15 protein-coding genes and 1 riboswitch are annotated in these 16,403 nt (G+C 66.3%); of the genes, 8 read left to right on the plus strand and 7 right to left on the minus strand.

Annotated features, from left to right (window positions below; all coding sequences use genetic code 11):
* Both A9Z05_RS37295 and A9Z05_RS27390 read left to right on the plus strand, forming a co-directional pair.
* Positions 1 to 228 (plus strand): hypothetical protein (locus tag A9Z05_RS37295; protein WP_218077823.1); only part of this gene is annotated, 228 nt, incomplete at its 5' end.
* 287 nt (positions 229 to 515) lie between these two features.
* Entirely contained in the window at positions 516 to 1,940 is a 1,425-nt protein-coding gene (locus tag A9Z05_RS27390) for a DHA2 family efflux MFS transporter permease subunit (protein ID WP_069620857.1), read from the plus strand.
* 257 nt (positions 1,941 to 2,197) lie between these two features.
* On the opposite strand, the gene A9Z05_RS27395 is transcribed toward A9Z05_RS27390, so the two are convergent.
* The 3 genes from A9Z05_RS27395 to A9Z05_RS27405 all read right to left on the minus strand — a co-directional run bounded on the left by A9Z05_RS27395 (position 2,198) and on the right by A9Z05_RS27405 (position 5,579).
* Positions 2,198 to 2,941, minus strand: a complete 744-nt coding sequence (locus A9Z05_RS27395; protein WP_069620858.1) for a 2OG-Fe(II) oxygenase — start codon at positions 2,939 to 2,941, stop codon at positions 2,198 to 2,200.
* 289 nt (positions 2,942 to 3,230) lie between these two features.
* Positions 3,231 to 4,823: an inorganic phosphate transporter gene (locus A9Z05_RS27400; RefSeq protein ID WP_069620859.1), complete on the minus strand. Its 1,593-nt coding sequence runs from the start codon at positions 4,821 to 4,823 to the stop codon at positions 3,231 to 3,233.
* A gap of 165 nt (positions 4,824 to 4,988) precedes the next feature.
* Positions 4,989 to 5,579, minus strand: a complete 591-nt coding sequence (locus A9Z05_RS27405) for a histidine phosphatase family protein (protein ID WP_069620866.1) — start codon at positions 5,577 to 5,579, stop codon at positions 4,989 to 4,991.
* Positions 5,580 to 5,625: 46 nt separating this feature from the next.
* A riboswitch (cobalamin riboswitch) is annotated at positions 5,626 to 5,769 on the plus strand.
* A gap of 32 nt (positions 5,770 to 5,801) precedes the next feature.
* Here A9Z05_RS27405 and A9Z05_RS27410 point away from each other — a divergent pair.
* Positions 5,802 to 6,011: a CbtB-domain containing protein gene (locus A9Z05_RS27410; protein ID WP_034175140.1), complete on the plus strand. Its 210-nt coding sequence runs from the start codon at positions 5,802 to 5,804 to the stop codon at positions 6,009 to 6,011.
* A gap of 13 nt (positions 6,012 to 6,024) precedes the next feature.
* Positions 6,025 to 6,747 (plus strand): CbtA family protein, encoded by a 723-nt coding sequence (locus tag A9Z05_RS27415; RefSeq protein ID WP_069620860.1) that lies wholly within the window; start codon positions 6,025 to 6,027, stop codon positions 6,745 to 6,747.
* A 21-nt stretch (positions 6,748 to 6,768) separates the two neighbouring features.
* On the opposite strand, the gene A9Z05_RS27420 is transcribed toward A9Z05_RS27415, so the two are convergent.
* A complete protein-coding gene (locus A9Z05_RS27420; protein WP_069620861.1) occupies positions 6,769 to 7,677 on the minus strand; it encodes a LysR family transcriptional regulator in 909 nt (302 codons plus the stop codon).
* A 128-nt stretch (positions 7,678 to 7,805) separates the two neighbouring features.
* Here A9Z05_RS27420 and metE point away from each other — a divergent pair, with 128 nt between their 5' ends.
* Positions 7,806 to 10,100, plus strand: a complete 2,295-nt coding sequence (metE, locus tag A9Z05_RS27425) for a 5-methyltetrahydropteroyltriglutamate--homocysteine S-methyltransferase (RefSeq protein ID WP_069620862.1) — start codon at positions 7,806 to 7,808, stop codon at positions 10,098 to 10,100.
* 113 nt (positions 10,101 to 10,213) lie between these two features.
* Here metE and A9Z05_RS27430 read toward each other — a convergent pair whose 3' ends face one another.
* Positions 10,214 to 11,539: an MFS transporter gene (locus A9Z05_RS27430; protein WP_069620863.1), complete on the minus strand. Its 1,326-nt coding sequence runs from the start codon at positions 11,537 to 11,539 to the stop codon at positions 10,214 to 10,216.
* A 60-nt stretch (positions 11,540 to 11,599) separates the two neighbouring features.
* Positions 11,600 to 12,556, minus strand: coding sequence for an agmatinase (speB, locus tag A9Z05_RS27435; protein ID WP_050016317.1), 957 nt, complete (start codon positions 12,554 to 12,556; stop codon positions 11,600 to 11,602).
* Positions 12,557 to 12,690: 134 nt separating this feature from the next.
* On the opposite strand from speB, the gene A9Z05_RS27440 reads away from it, so the two are divergent.
* Complete coding sequence (locus tag A9Z05_RS27440) at positions 12,691 to 13,608, plus strand: LysR family transcriptional regulator (protein ID WP_176730255.1); 918 nt, start codon at positions 12,691 to 12,693, stop codon at positions 13,606 to 13,608.
* A 63-nt stretch (positions 13,609 to 13,671) separates the two neighbouring features.
* Here A9Z05_RS27440 and A9Z05_RS27445 read toward each other — a convergent pair whose 3' ends face one another.
* Complete coding sequence (locus tag A9Z05_RS27445; RefSeq protein ID WP_069620864.1) at positions 13,672 to 14,136, minus strand: Lrp/AsnC family transcriptional regulator; 465 nt, start codon at positions 14,134 to 14,136, stop codon at positions 13,672 to 13,674.
* A gap of 133 nt (positions 14,137 to 14,269) precedes the next feature.
* Here A9Z05_RS27445 and A9Z05_RS27450 point away from each other — a divergent pair, with 133 nt between their 5' ends.
* The gene (locus A9Z05_RS27450; RefSeq protein WP_069620865.1) at positions 14,270 to 14,890 is read left to right on the plus strand and encodes a LysE family translocator; all 621 of its coding nucleotides are present in this window, start codon (positions 14,270 to 14,272) and stop codon (positions 14,888 to 14,890) included.
* Between the two features lie 345 nt (positions 14,891 to 15,235).
* Positions 15,236 to 16,403: protease pro-enzyme activation domain-containing protein (locus A9Z05_RS27455; protein ID WP_069620868.1), on the plus strand; the 1,168-nt coding region annotated here is incomplete at its 3' end.

A 16,403-nucleotide genomic window follows, 5' to 3' on the forward strand; every position in this document is an offset into this window, starting at 1 on the left:
GTTTTTGCATTTCGGCGTCCAAAAAAGCATGTGGCGAAGCGTTCCGAGGCTACTCCGCTTTCCGCTTACGCAATCCATCGCAGCGCCGATCTCCTCATTCAGCGCTCTGCCGTTCTTGAGCCCCTCCGCGATTGTGTCGTCTGGATCTCTCGCTCCTCCCGCCAACCAGAGCCGTCCATCTTCAGACCGATTCCGGCCAATGCCATACTTCGCATGACGATGTTGTGATGATCGGTGATGAGCGATATTGATCGACAATGATCGATAAATACGGCTTTTTGGCGAGAAATCTCCGCACCTGCGCGTTCTCGAGCACCGTGTCATATGCGTCACTCGGCGAATGCAGCGCGAAATCATCACAAAAATCTATGCGCATAAAGTTCATTCGCGCAACAGGCACGGCAGAGCGTGGAGCAAGCCCTTCGGGGTAATATCATCGTTCGTCCCGATTCCCGGGTGCTTGCCCGCATCCACCGGCGATCGGCGCTTTTTGCATTCCGTCTCTCGCATCGTTCATGACTGACAGCCCCGCCCAAGGTGGTCGGACGACCGACTTCTTGCCGTATCTCGTCGCCGCGACGTTCTTCATGGAGTATCTCGACACGACAGTGATCGCGACCGCGCTGCCCCAAATGGCGCGCTCGTTCGACGTCGGGCCGAATGCGCTGAGCCTCGGGATGACGGCCTATATGCTGGCGCTGGCGGTGTTTATTCCTATCAGCGGCTGGATCGCGGATCGCTATGGTTCGCGCACCGTCTTCGCGAGTGCGATCGTCGTCTTTACCGGCGCGTCGGTGCTGTGCGGGCTCTCCGAAGGCGTGATCTCGTTCACGGCTGCCCGGCTGCTGCAGGGTGTCGGCGGGGCGATGATGGTGCCGGTCGGGCGGATGATCGTCGTGCGCAGTACCGAGAAGGCGAAGCTGATGCGTGCGATCGCGACGATCACGTGGCCGGGCATCGTCGCGCCCGTCGTTGGGCCGCCGATCGGCGGCTTCATCACGACCTATGCATCGTGGCGATGGATCTTCCTGTTGAACGTCCCGTTCGGCGTGGCCGCGCTGGTTTGTACCTGGCTGATTGTCCGGAATACGCGGGCCGACGAGCAACGGCCGCTCGACTGGGTCGGCTTCGTGCTGGCCGGTGGCGCCTTGACCTGCCTGCTGATCGGCACCGAAGCGGCCGGCCAGCAGGATGTCGACTTCATGCGCGCGGCTGTCCTGTTGGGCGCAAGCGTGTTGTTCGGCATCGCCGCATGGTTGCATGCGCGACGCTGCGCGCATCCGTTGCTCGATTTCACGACGCTGAACGTGCCGACGTTTTCGGTGACGGTAGTCACCGGCTCGATCACGCGGATGGCGATCAACGCCGTCCCGTATCTGCTGCCGCTGCTGTTCCAGATCGGTTTCGGGCTGTCGCCGTTCCAGTCAGGGCTGCTGCTGCTCGCGAGCGCGCTCGGCAATCTCGGGATGAAGGCGGGCACGTCGTGGATCCTCGACCGTTACGGCTTTCGGCGCGTTGCGCTCGTTGACGTGACGATCGTCGGCGTCTTCACGATCGCATGCGGCTGGCTGACCGCGTCGACGCCGCTGGCGATCACGTTGTTCGTCGTATTCGTCTACGGGCTTACGCGGTCGATGCAGTTCACCACGCTCGCGACGCTGGCTTATGCGGATATCCCGGCTCGGCAGACGAGCGCGGCCAGCACGCTGTGGAGCGCCGCGCAGCAGATGACGATCGGGATGGGGATCGCGTTCGGTGCATTGTCGCTGCGGCTTGCGGCATGGGTGCGCGGCGATGCGGCCGGCATGCATTACGTGCTCGACGATTTCCGCTGGGCGTTCGTCGCGGCCGGCGTGCTGGCGCTGCTGACGTTGCCGGGCTACGCGCGGCTGGCTCTCGATGCCGGCGACCGACTGCGGGCCAGCGTGGCGCGAGGATAGGCCGGACCGCAAATCATATTGGTGGGGCGACAGGTGAGTGCGCATGTTTTGCCGTGCTCACCGGCAGCGCTGATTCATTGCGACCGCGATCCCTTGACGGTCTGCGCGATCGGTTCTCAATCGCCGCGGGGGAGCGGCGTTCTGGCCCACAATGCTCGTCCGGAACGCTTTCCTGACGATGACCTGCGATGCCCGGGACGAGCTGAATGCGAGGCGCGATAAGCGGCGCGGCAGCAGCGCAGCTGTCCCGGCTCCCGCTACTGCGCGTCATGGAAGATGATGCCGACCGTGTGACGATGGCCGCTTCGGATCCGGCTCACGCCGTGGCGCAGGTTGACGCGATAGACGCCACGCGTTCCCTGCACGGGCCGGCCGTGTACCGCGAAGATCACTGCGTCGCCTTGCGTCAGCGACACCACTTCCGCACGCGACTGCATGCGGGGTCGCTGCTCCGTCAACACGAACTCCCCGCCACTGAAATCGCGGCCCGGCGCCGATAGCAGAATTGCGACCTGCAGCGGAAACACGTGCTCGCCATACAGGTCTTGGTGGAGGCAGTTGTAGTCGTCGGCGCCGTATTGCAGGATCAGCGGCGTCGGTCGCGTCTGTCCCGCCGCGTGGCAGCGACGGAGGAACATCGCATGGTCTTTTGGATAACGGACATCGATCCCGAGCGCCTGATTCCAGCGATTCGCGATCGGCGCGAGATGCGGGTAGATCGTCGTGCGCAGCTCGGCGATGATCGCAGGCAGCGGATACGCGAAATACTTGTACTCGCCGCGACCAAAGCCGTGCCGCGCCATCACGACTCGTGAACGATAGAGCGCGTCGCGCGGATAGAGCGACGCGAGCGCATCGCACTCGCTTGCCGACATCAGGCCCGGCACGCGCGCGCATCCGTAGCGATCGAGTTCGGCAGCGACGCCCGGCCAGTCGAGGGAGTCGACGCGTTGCGCGATGTTCACCGGTTCGACGGCAGGTTGCAGATCGAGAATGTTCACGGGCGTACCTCAGGGCATCGGCAGTGTGGCGCCGTGCGGTCGCGCACGGTCGAATCCACGATGAAAGCTGATGAACCCAGTCTAGCGGCGTCCGGGCGCCGGTACGTTCCAGATCTTGCGCTTCAATTCCGGCCAGGAAACGGGGAAACGTCGAAGGCGCGGCGTCGACACACTGAATGTGGCGACGGGCCGGAGCAGAGAGGCAGAGCGGCGGAGAAGCAGAGAAGCGCCAGATCCAACCTGCCGCGGCGGGTAGCCGGCTATCGCCCGCCACCCGCCGCATACACGATCAGGCCAGCGACCGGAACAACCAGTAAAGCCCTGCCGCCAGCGCGATCGACGCCGGCAGCGTCAGCACCCATGCGAGGACGAGGCTGCGCACGGTGCTCCATTGCAGCCCGGAGCCGTTCGCCGCCATCGTGCCTGCGACACCCGACGACAGTACGTGAGTCGTCGACACGGGCAGCCCGTACATGTCGGCGGCGCCGATCGTCAGCATCGCGACCAGTTCGGCCGATGCGCCCTGTCCGTACGTCAGATGCTGCTTGCCGATTTTTTCGCCGACGGTCACGACGATCCGCTTCCAGCCGACCATCGTGCCAAGGCCCAGCGCGATCGCGACGGCGACCTTCACCCATGTCGGAATGAACTTCGTCGCGTGGTCGAGCTGCTTGCGATAGTTGTCGATCGCGAGCTTGTCGTCAGCGGCGAACGCGGGCTGGCCCGACTTCTCCATCAGACGAATGGCTTCGGACACCAGATACATCGTGTTGCGGACGTTGTCGACATCGCGCTGCGGCACGGCCGCCATCGAGCCCGACGCACCGACGGCGGTTGCGAGCGACGTGGACAACTGCGCGACGGCCGGCAGCACGGCGGGCGTCAGTTCGCGATGCTGCACGTAGTGTTCGACATCGGCGCGCGGGTTCGCGGACGGCGCGACGCCGTTCGTATACTTCCCGAACGTCGCAGCCGCCTGGTTCGCGACCGCCACGAAGGTCTGCGATTCGGCGGGCGTGACGGCCTTGTTCAGCGCATACGCGGTGGGCACCGTGCCGATCAGGATCAGCATGATGAGGCCCATCCCTTTCTGCCCGTCGTTCGACCCGTGTGCGAACGACACGCCGGTGCAGGTGAGGATCAGCAGGCAGCGAATCCAGAACGGCGGCGGCTGATCCTTCGGCGGCTCCTTGTACAGCTCAGGAATCCGCACGGCGGCCTTCAGCACGAGCAGCAGCAGCGACGCACACAGGAAGCCGACGATCGGCGAGAACAGCAGCGACTTGCCGACGCCGAGCGCCTGGCCCCAGTCGACGCCGCTCGTGCCGGACGGCCCGTGCAGCAGCTGGTTCATCAGCCCGACGCCGATGATCGACCCGATCAGCGTATGCGAGCTCGACGACGGCAACCCGAAATACCAGGTCGCGAGGTTCCAGACGATCGCGGCGATCAGCAGCGCGAACACCATCGCGAAGCCCGAGCCGCTGCCGACCTGCAGGATCAGCTCGACCGGCAGCAATTGCAGGATGCCGAACGCGACGGCGCCGCTCGAGACCATCACGCCGAGGAAGTTCCACATGCCCGACCAGATCACCGCGACGTTCGGCGTCAGCGAGTGCGTATAGATCACGGTCGCGACCGCATTCGCGGTGTCGTGGAAGCCGTTGACGAATTCGAAGCCGAGCGCGATCAGCAGCGCGGCGCCGAGCAGCAGGTACGGGAACAGCGTCCCTTCGCGGACCGGCGCCAGATCGTCGACCAGGTGCGTGGCGATATAGACGGCGCCGAGCACGAGCACCAGCAGGAACGCGGCATAGCCGATCTGCCGGGTGCGTGCGACGGAACCCGGATTGTTCGGGGCGGATGAAGCAGGTTGATTCATGACGGCATCTCGTGAGGGAACCGCGTCCGATCCTAGCTGCGGCTAGCAGTCAGTTTGATGACAGTCGGGACGACGAACGGCGTGTCTTACAGAGGTGTAAGGCGAGCGGTGGCATGCGACGCGTCGGCGCGCATCGTGCGCTCACATAGTGAACAGCACAGTGGCCTACGCGCTGGTGTCGCGCTGGTTATTGCCCGTCTCGGCCAACGTCCAGCCGGCCGACGATGCGACGAATGTCGTGCACGACAGCGGCGCGACGTCGACACGCGCGGCCGCCTCGAGGCTCGTCCGCCGCACGTGCGCGATGGCCGCGCGGACGATCGGCGCATGCGTGATCGCGACGACATCGCGATCGGTCGGCAGCGTGCTCAACCATCTGCCGACCCGATGCGCGGCGGCGTCGAACGATTCTCCGCGATGCGGCGACGCGGACGGCGTGCCGATCCACGCAGCAAGTTCGTCGGGCAGGTCGCGCGCGAGATCGTGCAGCCGTTTGCCGCGCCAGTCGCCGTAGTCGATGTCGCGTAGCGCATCGTCGATGTCGGCGTGCAGCCCGAGCGCATCGGCGGTCTGCGTTGCGCAGCGTGCCGGGCTGCACAGCACGAGCGAGCCGGCAGCATCCGCCCACCGACCGCGCAGCGCAGCGGCTTCGGCGAGCCCGTGCGCGTCGAGCAGGTCGTCGTCGGGAAACGTGCCGGTGCGCATCGCGCGGGTCGATGCGTGTGCGATCAGGCAGAGCGAGGCAGGCATGGTCATGTCGGTTGTCGGATGATCCGGAACGGGCCGCGCCGACTCGTGTGTCATCGCTTCAATACGCGAACGTTCGCGCGTACAATTCGCCCGATACGAAGCGCGGAAGCCGGTGCAATTCCGGCGCGGTCGCGCCACTGTAACCGGGGAATCGACGATCCCGGAAGCCAGACCTGCCTTCGTACCCATCCATCATTTGTCGGGGCGCGATTCCCCTGAGGTGCATCCATGAGCGAAGCAGTGCTGAAGCCGGCGGTCGTGCCGGCACCCATCCCCGTCCGTGAGCTGTTGCCGTGGGCCGTGTTCGTCGGCCTGATCCTGCTGCTCGCCCTGTATTTCGTCGGTGCGGAACAGGGCGCGACGTCGCTCGTGCCGGGCATGGTCGTCCACGAATTCGTCCACGACGGCCGCCATCTGCTCGGCTTTCCCTGCCACTGACGCGGAGCCTACGATGGTCGGAAAGCTGCTCATGCGCGGGATGCTCGCAGGCATCGCCGCGGGCCTCCTCACGTTCGGTTTCGCCAGGATCGTCGGCGAACCGCAAGTCGATCAGGCAATCTCCCTCGAAGAAAAAACCGCCGCCGCTCAAGGCGAGGCGCCGGAACCCGAGCTGGTCAGCCGCCACACGCAGGCCGGCCTCGGGCTGCTGACGGCCGTCGTGACCTACGGCGCGGCATTCGGCGGGCTGTTCTCGCTGGTCTTCGCGTATGCGTACGGACGCGGCAGCCGCCTGCCGGCACGGCCGCTGGCCGCGTGGCTCGCGCTGGCGGCGTTCGTCGCGCTCGTGATCGTGCCGAACCTCAAGTACCCGGCCAATCCGCCGTCGGTCGGCGACCCCGACACGATTGGCTATCGCACGGGGCTGTTCTTCCTGATGATCGCGATCTCGGTCGCGACGATGGTGTTCTCGGTCAGCGTGCGCCGCCATCTGCTGGCGAAGCTCGGCCAGTGGAACGCATCGATCGTCGCCGGGCTCGTGTTCGTTGCGATCATCGCGGCCGTGCAGATCGGGCTGCCGTCGGTCAGCGAGCTGCCCACCGATTTCCCGGCGGCCTTGCTGTGGAAGTTCCGCGTGGCGGCCATCGGCATGCAGGTGATCATGTGGACGACGATCGGCCTGCTGTTCGGCGCGTGGGTCGAGCGCGGCGAACGCGCCGGCATGCGCGCCGCCTGACGCGCAGGCAACCGGGCGCGCCTAGCGCAGCATGCGCGGCGCGCTCCAGGTCGACTCGCGCGCCAGCGCGACGAACGCGGCCAGATAGTCGATTGCTGCGTCCGCCTCGCGGATGCCGAGGAAGATCTGCTTCGCGATGCCGTTCTTGCCGAGCTTGACCGGCACGACGGGCATCCGGTCCGCATACTCGTCGGCAAGCCACCGCGGCAGCGCGGCTACGCCGCGCCCGCTCGCGACCATCTGCAACATGATGTCGGTCGTCTCGATCGACTTGTGCCGCCGCGGCACGATGCCGGCCGGCGTCAGGAACTGGTTGTAGATGTCCAGCCGGTCGGTTTCGACCGGGTACGTGATCAGGATCTCGTCGGTCAGTTGCTCGGGCGTCACGTAGTCGACGTTCGCGAACCGGTGCGAATCCGCGACCACCAGCACCTGTTCGTAGTCGAACACCGGATCGAAGCGCAGCCCCGGCTTGTTCAGCGGATCGGGCGTCACGAGCACGTCGATGTCGTAACCGAACAGCGCGCCGATGCCGCCGAACTGGAAGCGCTGCTTCACGTCCACGTCGACGTCGGGCCAGCGCGACAGGTACGGCGACACGACCTTCAGCAGCCACTGGTAGCACGGGTGGCACTCCATCCCGATGCGCAGCGTGCCGCGCTCGCCCTTCGCGTACTGCTTCATCCGTTCCTCGGCGAGCTCGAACTGCGGCAGCAGGCGGTTCGCCAGCTTCAGCAGATACTGGCCGCCCTGCGTGAGCCGCAGGCCGCGGCCTTCCCGGTCCCAGATCGGTGTGCCGAGCTGCTGTTCGATTTTCCTGACGGTATGGCTGAGTGCCGATTGCGTGAGGTGCAGCGCGTTGGCCGCCGCGGTCAGCGAGCCCTGGCGCTCGACTTCACGAATGACGACGAGATGGAATCGTTCGAGCATGGATCGCGTGCATCCCATCGATGCATGAAAAATGTTAATGGATGAATGAAATAATGCCATTTTATTTCATGGTTTGAAATCCCTATGATGGCTGCCGGATCTTCATTTTTTCTCTGGACGGCAGCTTCATGGTCACGACACACAACCTCGGTTTTCCGCGCATCGGCGCGAAGCGCGAACTCAAGTTCGGTCTCGAACGCTACTGGAAGGGCGAATCGTCGCGCGACGAACTGAAGGCGCTTGGCGCCGAGTTGCGCCGGCGTCATTGGCACGACCAGCGCGATCTCGATCTCGCGCCGATCGGCGACTTCGCGTTCTACGACCAGGTGCTCGACATGAGCTTCACGCTTGGCAACCTGCCGAAGCGCGTGCAGGATTTCCACGGCGATGCGCTCGACAACGCTTTCCGCGTCGCGCGCGGCCGTTCGGCGCAGTCGACGGAAGAGCATGCGGCATGCTGCGGCGGGGTGGCGGCCGGTGAAATGACGAAGTGGTTCGACACGAACTACCACTACATCGTGCCGGAGTTCCATGTGGACACGAACTTCTCGCTCGATCCGTCGCGTCTGCTCCAGCAGCTCGCCGAAGCGAACGCACAGGGCGTGCGCGCAAAGCCGGTGATGCTCGGCCCCGTCACGTACCTGTGGCTCGGCAAGGCGAAGGACGATTTCGATCGCCTCGCGCTGCTGCCGAAGCTGCTGCCGGTGTACGGCGCGCTGCTCGACACGCTGACCGCGCAGGGCGTCGAATGGGTACAGATCGACGAGCCGATCCTCGTGACCGAGCTCGACGCCGAATGGCGCGATGCGTTCCGCACCGCGTATGAGGCGCTGGAAACGCGCCGCATCAAGCTGCTGCTCGCCACGTACTTCGGCCAGCTTCAGGACAACCTGGCGCTCGCGGCGTCGCTGCCGGTCGACGGCCTGCATATCGACGCGATCAACGCACGCGACGAAATCGACGCGCTGGTGCGCGAGCTGCCGCCGGAGCGCGTGCTGTCGGTCGGCGCGATCAACGGCCGCAACGTCTGGAAGACCGACCTGAACGCCGCGCTCGACTGGCTCGAGCCGCTTGCGGAGCAACTGGGCGACCGGCTGTGGCTCGCGCCGTCATGCTCGCTGCTGCACGTGCCGGTCGATCTCGCGAGCGAGGAGACGCTCGACGCGGAAATCCGCTCGTGGCTCGCGTTCGCGCTGCAGAAGCTCGACGAGCTGAAGGTGCTCGCGACCGCGCTGAACGAAGGCCGGGACAAGGTGGCCGATGTGCTCGCCGCGAATGCCGCCGCGATCGATTCGCGCCGCCGCTCGCCGCGCGTGAACAACCCGGCGGTGAAGGCCGCGCTCGCGCGCATCGACGCGCAGCTCGGCAACCGCGCGAGCCCGTATACGCAGCGTGCATCGAAGCAGTCGGCGCGCCTGAACCTGCCGGCGTTCCCGACGACGACGATCGGCTCGTTCCCGCAAACCGCCGAAATCCGCCAGGCGCGCAGCCGGTTCAAGGCCGGCGCGCTGGACGAAGCCGGCTATCGCGCGGCGATGCAGGCCGAGATCGAACGCAGCGTGCGCGAACAGGAATCGCTCGAACTCGACGTGCTCGTGCACGGCGAAGCCGAGCGCAACGACATGGTCGAATACTTCGGCGAGCAGCTCGACGGCTATGCATTCAGCCAGTTCGGCTGGGTGCAGTCGTACGGTTCGCGCTGCGTGAAGCCGCCGATCCTGTTCGGCGACATCAGCCGCCCGAAGGCGATGACGGTCGAATGGATCGCCTATGCGCAGTCGCTGACGGACAAGCCGATGAAGGGCATGCTGACCGGCCCCGTGACGATCCTGAACTGGTCGTTCGTGCGCGACGACCAGCCGCGCTCGGTATCGTGCTACCAGCTTGCGCTGGCGATCCGCGACGAAGTGCTCGATCTCGAGAAGGCCGGCGTGCGCGTGATCCAGATCGACGAAGCGGCGCTGCGCGAAGGGCTGCCGCTGCGCCGCGCGCAATGGAGCGACTACCTGAAGTGGGCGGTCGAGTCGTTCCGCATCACCGCGAACGGCGTGCAGGACGATACGCAGATCCACACGCACATGTGCTATTCGGAGTTCAACGACATCATCGCGTCGATCGCCGACATGGACGCGGACGTGATCACGATCGAGACGTCGCGCTCCGACATGGAGCTGCTCGATGCGTTCGACACCTTCAAGTATCCGAACGAAATCGGCCCGGGCGTGTACGACATCCACTCGCCGAACATCCCGACGCAGGATCATATCGTCGGGCTGATGAAGAAGGCGGCCGAGCGGATTCCGGCGGAACGTCTGTGGGTGAACCCGGACTGTGGGCTGAAGACGCGTCAGTGGGCGGAAGTGATTCCGGCACTGACGAACATGGTCGCCGCCGCTAAGACGCTGCGCAGCCAGGTGCGGTAACCACGCAGCGAACGCCGTGCGGTGCCGTCGCGATCGACGATCGTCGATCGGATGAAAAAAAACGACCCGCGGAAGCGGGTCGTTTTGCGTCATGCATGCCTTTGCGACAGGCGCTACGCGGTGCGCGTGCCGCGCGGCAGCGCGTCGTCCGCCTTGCCGGGCGCGCCCGCATCGTCGATGCCGACGCGGCGCGAGATCAGCCACACGCACAGCGACGACAGCATGGCGGCGCTCGTGTACTGGAGCGCGAGCGGCCACCATTGCGGCGCGGTGTTCTGCGCGATGATGGTCGCGACGAGCGGCGTGAGACCACCGGCGAGCGCGCCGCACACCTGGTACGCGATCGAGATCGCCGTATAGCGGATCCGTGCGACGAAGATGCCGCTGACGAAGCCCGCGACGACCGAGTAGTAGCCCGATTCAGCGAGCGTCGCGAGGCCGACGCCGACCGTGATCGACACCGGCGTGCCCAGGTGCACGAGCGGCAACATCACGAACGGGACGATCATCGCCCACGCGCCGGTGATCAGCAGCACGCGCGTGGTGCCGAAGCGCTGCGCGAGGAACGCGGCCGCGAGCTGCACGACGAACTGCAGCACCGCGACGATGGTCATGCAATGCAGCACCATCGACCGGTCGAGCGACAGGAACTGGGTCGCGTAGCTGATCATGAAGATGTTGCTGAAATACACGCCGGCGATCCCGTACACGTTCGCGCCGATCGCGAGCAGCAGCAGCGGCCAGACCTTGAGCGCTTCGCGCAGCGGCTTTTGCGCGATGTTGCCGCTCTTCCTGACTTCCTCGAACTCGGGCGATTCCGACACGCTGGCGCGGATCACGAAGCCGACGATCAGCAGCACCGAGCTCGCGAGGAACGGCACGCGCCAGCCCCAGCTCATCATGTCGTCCTTCGACAGCGTGCTGATCGCGCCGAACGCGAGCATCGACAGGATCAGGCCGCTCGCGCTGCCCAGCTGCGCGAACGACGCGAAGAACGTGCGCTTGCCTTCGGGCGCATGCTCGCCGGCCAGCAGCACCGCGCCGCCCCATTCGCCGCCGACCGCGATGCCTTGCAGCACGCGCATCAGCACGAGCAGGATCGGTGCGATCACGCCGGCTTGCGCATGCGTGGGCAGCAGACCGATCGCGACCGTCGACACGGCCATCAGCATCAGCGTCGCGAGCAGCGACCGCTTGCGGCCGAAGCGGTCGCCGAGATAGCCGAACATCACGCCGCCGAGCGGCCGCGCGAAGAAGCCCACCGCGAACGAGCCGAACGACGCGAGCAGGCTGATGAAGCGGTTTTCGCCGGGAAAGAACAGCGGCCCGAACACGATGGCGGCGGCGGTCGCATAACTATAGAAGTCGTACCACTCGATCGTCGTGCCGACGAACGAAGCGAGCGCCGCCCGCTTCGGTTGCTTGACGGAAGTCCCCATCTGTTATGTGCTCCTCTGGAATCCTCTGATTTGGAATGGGTCGTGTAGCGGGATCGGTCGTCAGTCGCGATAAGCGACGCCCGGCAGCACGCACAGCAGCTCGTACGCGAGGTTCGCGCCGAGCAGCGCCGTGGTGCCGAACGGGTCGTACGGCGGCGCGACTTCGACGAGATCGCAGCCGACGATGTTCAGCCCCTTCGCGCCGCGGATGATCTCGAGCGCCTGCGGCACCGTGAGGCCCGCGATTTCCGGCGTGCCGGTGCCCGGTGCGTAGGCCGGGTCGATGCCGTCGATGTCGAATGTGATGTAGACGGGCGTGTCGCCGATGCGTGCGCGCACTTCTTCCATCAGCGGCGCGAGCGACTTGTTCCAGCATTCCTCGGCCTGGACCACGCGGAAGCCCTGCTCGCGGCACCAGTCGAAATCCTCGGCCGCGTAGCCGGTGCCGCGCAGGCCGATCTGCGTGACCTTGTCGCCGTGCAGCAGCCCTTCCTCGACCGCGCGGCGGAACGGCGTGCCGTGCGCGATCTTTTCGCCCATCATCGTGTCGTTCACGTCGGCGTGTGCATCGACGTGGATCAATGCAACCTTGCCGTGCTTGCGGTGGATCGCGCGCAGGATCGGCAGCGCGATCGTATGGTCGCCGCCGAGCGTGATCGGCTTGCAGTCGTGCTCGAGAATCGCGTCGTACGCGGCCTCGATGCGGGCGATCGAATCGTGCAGGTTGTACGGGTTGATCGCGACGTCGCCGATGTCGGCGATCTGCAGCGAATCGAAGGGAGCCGCGCGCGTGGCCATGTTGTACGGGCGCAGCAGCACGGATTCGGTGCGGATCTGGCGCGGGCCGAAGCGCGCGCCGGTGCGGTTGGACGTGCCGAGATCGAACGGCACGCCGACGAAACACGCGTCGAGGCCTTCGGCGCTCGACACGTGCGGCAGGCGCATCATCGTCGCGATGCCGCCGGAGCGCGGCATTTCATTGCCGCCGAGCGGCTGGAAATGGATGGGGTCGTTCATGGGGTCGTCTCTTCCGGTGTGGGGTTGCCGTATCATGCGACGCGGCCTGGCGCACAGTTTTACGCGCTCCGCCGGGAAAGAAGAATGCGAAGATATCGACGTAAACATCGATCTTCATCGATGTATGGAAGGGGATGAACGTGCTGGGGAACCTGTCGACCCTCGATCTGCGGTTGATCCGCGTGTTTCTCGCGGTCACGGACGCGGGCGGCGTGTCGGCCGCGCAGGCGATGCTGAACGTCGGCCAGTCGACGATCAGCGCGCAGCTGTCGTCGCTCGAGACGCGGCTCGGCTACCGGCTCTGCGAGCGCGGCCGCAGCGGCTTCCGGCTCACGCCGAAGGGCGAGCGGTTCCATGCGATGAGCCGCAAGCTGCTCGCGGCGCTCGACGAATTCGGGATGGCCGCGCGGCACATGGATCGCCAACTGGTCGGCACGTTGAACATCGGCCTGATCGGTCATACGCCGGTCAGCCAGAACGCGCGGATCGCCGAGGCGATCGCCGCGTTCCGCACGCGCGACGAGGCCGTGCGCTTCTCGATCTCGGTGCGCGCGCCCGGCGATCTCGAGGAAAAGCTGCTGAGCAACGAGATCCAGATCGCGGTCGGCTATTTCTGGCATCGCGTGCCGACGCTGCACTACACGCCGCTGTTCATCGAGCGGCAGGTCGCGTACTGCGGCCGCGGCCATCCGCTGTTCGATCGCGCCGGCACGCTGACGCCGGCCGACGTCGCCGGCTTCGAGTGGGCCTGGCGCTCGTATCCGTTGCCGGAGGCGCAGATGTCGACGACGCCCGATCGCGTGACCGCGACCGCGGACAACATGGAGGCCGTCGCGCTGCTGATCCTGTCCGGCCATCACCTCGGCTACCTGCCGCAGCACTTCGCGGCGCCGTATGTCGCGCAGGGGCTGCTCGCGCCGCTCAATCCCGATCGACTGCGCTACGAGGTCACGTTCCACATGGTCGTGGCGCGAGACGGGCGTGGCGATCCGGTCGTCGAAGCATTTCTCGAGGATCTCGAACGCGCGCATCAGGCGCCCGACGTGGTGTGACGCCTGCGCGGCCGAAACCGTGAACGAGCGTTGCGCGCGGGCGGCTTGCCGGCCCGGCGTGCATCAGGGCACCGGCAACCCGGCGTCGTGCTTCACCTCGCGCAGCGACAGCGCCGATTCGATCGACGTGACGCCCGGCAGCATCCGCAGCGAATCCCGCAGGAACGTGCCGTAGTCGTCGAGATCGCGCGCGACCACCTGCAGCAAGTAGTCGGCCGTGCCCGCGACGTTGTGGCACGCAAGGATTCGCTCGATGCCGAGCACTTCCCGTTCGAACCTGTCGGCGACCTTGCGGTCGTGCGTCGCGAACCGCACGAGCACGAACGCGACCACGCCGAAGCCGAGCGCCTGGCGCGACAGCTGCGCGCGATAGCGCGCGATGTAGCCGTCGTTTTCGAGACGTTTCAGGCGCCGCGCGCAAGGCGTCTCGGACAGGCCGACGGATTCGGCGAGCCGCGCGATCGGCAGGCGGCCGTCGCGTTGCACCGCGGCGAGGATCGCGCGGTCGGTTTTATCGAGGTCGGTCATATTGGCGGAATCCTTGTCGTGATTCCGTGATTGTGGCGGATTCCCCTAAGAATCGCCATTCCTGAGCCAAAGTTGGCCAATAATCCCTCTGCCTTCAGCGGCAACATATCGTCATTGAAGGACGGGGCAGACCATGATTTCCACGCATTTGGTGTTGATTTATCTCGCCGCGCTCGCGGCCATTTACGCGGTGCCCGGGCCCGACATGGCGCTCGTGCTGCAGACCAGCATCGGCCGCGGCGTGCGCCCGGGAATGGCGGCGGCGGCCGGCCTGTCGCTCGCGCGCACCGCGCACGTGACGCTGTCGGCGTGCGGCGTCGCGGCACTGATCCGCAGCGCGCCGTGGCTGTACGAGGTGATCCGCTACGGCGGCGCGGTCTATCTCGCGTATGTCGCGATCCAGGTGTTCCGCTCGCCGGTGTTCGCGCTCGGCGACGGCGACGCGGCGGCGGGAGCGTTGCGGCAATCGTTCGTGAAGGGGCTGCTGACCAACCTGCTGAACCCGAAGGCGCTGCTGTTCTGCTCGGTGCTGCTGCCGCAGTTCGTGCGGCCCGAGGCCGGGCCGGTCGTCTGGCAGATGTTCGAGCTCGGCGCGCTGCTGGTGGCGACCGGCGTGTGCTTCGACCTCGCGTGCGTGTTCGGCGCGTCGCGCATCGCGGCGTGGATGCGCGCGCATCCGCTCGCGCAGACGGTGCAACGCTGGACCTTTTCCGCTGCGTTGATCGGTTTCGCACTGCGGTTGTCGATGGACTGATTGAGCGCCGCTGCATGGCCGCCGCGCGGGTAGGTAGGCCGCGCGGGCACGCCATGCGTGAATCGACACAGGCCGCGCGCGATGCCGGCCTTCGCGCGTGCGCGTTGCCGCAGAAGGGCGTGCGCGCAAATCGTCTGACTGTTCTAAACTTCCTCTAGCTTCGCGATCGCAAACGCGCCGTCGCAAACGCGCCGTCGCAAACGCGCCGTCGCAAACGCGCCGTCGCAAACGCGCCGTCGCAAAACGCGCCGTCGCGAGTCGACTGACCGAACGGAACCGTCTTCCGCGGGCTATGTCCGATTTCCTGGCTGTTCCGTGCAACGCGGTACCAAGGAGGGTCTGAACATGGCAAGGCATCTTCAAGCCGACCGTGAACCCCGTATCGTCGCCGAGTCCAAGTGTCTCGGCCGGTGCGATCCGGCAGAACGCATCCACGTCACGATCATGTTGCGGCGGCAGGAAGAAGGGCAACTCGATGCATTGGTCCACCAGCTCGCCACCGGCGACGCCGGCGCGAAACCGCTGTCGCGCGACACGTTCGCGCAGCGTTTCTCCGCCAATCCCGACGACATCCGCAAGACCGAGGACTTCGCACACCGTCATCAACTGACGGTCGATCGCGTCGACCCGGTCGAAAGCGTCGTCGTGCTGTCCGGCACGATCGCGCAGTTCGAAGCCGCGTTCAGCGTGAAGCTCGAGCGTTTCGAGCATCGGTCGATCGGCCAGTATCGCGGCCGTTCGGGCCCGATCGCGCTGCCCGACGAGCTCGGCGATGCGGTGACGGCCGTGCTCGGTCTCGACAGCCGGCCGCAGGCGCGGCCGCACTTCCGCTTCCGTCCGCCGTTCAAGCCGGCGCGCGGCGCGGCGGCCGTCACGTTCACGCCGATCCAGCTGGCGTCGTTGTACGACTTTCCGCCCGGCGACGGCGCAGGGCAATGCATCGCGATCGTCGAACTCGGCGGCGGCTATCGCGCGGCCGACATCCAGCAGTATTTCCGCGGGCTCGGGATCACGACGCCGCCGACGCTCGTCGACGTGAACGTCGGCACCGGCCGCAATGCGCCGACCGGCGAGCCGAACGGCCCGGACGGCGAAGTCGCGCTCGACATCGAGATCGCCGGCGCGATCGCACCGGCCGCGAAGATCGCGATCTACTTCGCACCGAACAGCGACGCGGGCTTCATCCAGGCCGTCAACGCGGCCGTCACCGACAAGACCAACCGGCCTTCCGTGATCTCGATCAGCTGGGGCGGCCCGGAAGCGATCTGGCAGGCGCAGTCGGCGCACGCGTTCAACCGCGTGCTGCAGGCGGCTGCCGCGCAGGGCATCACCGTCTGCGCGGCGTCGGGCGACAGCGGCTCGGGCGACGGGCTGCAGGATGGCGCCGATCACGTCGATTTCCCCGCGTCGAGCCCGTACGTGCTCGGCTGCGGCGGCACGCAACTCGACGCGCTGCCCGGGCAGGGCATCCGCACCGAGGTCACGTGGAACGACGAGGCGGCCGGCGGCGGGG

Source organism: Burkholderia sp. A2 (genome assembly GCF_001729305.1).
GTDB classification, from domain to species: Bacteria; Pseudomonadota; Gammaproteobacteria; order Burkholderiales; family Burkholderiaceae; genus Burkholderia; species Burkholderia sola.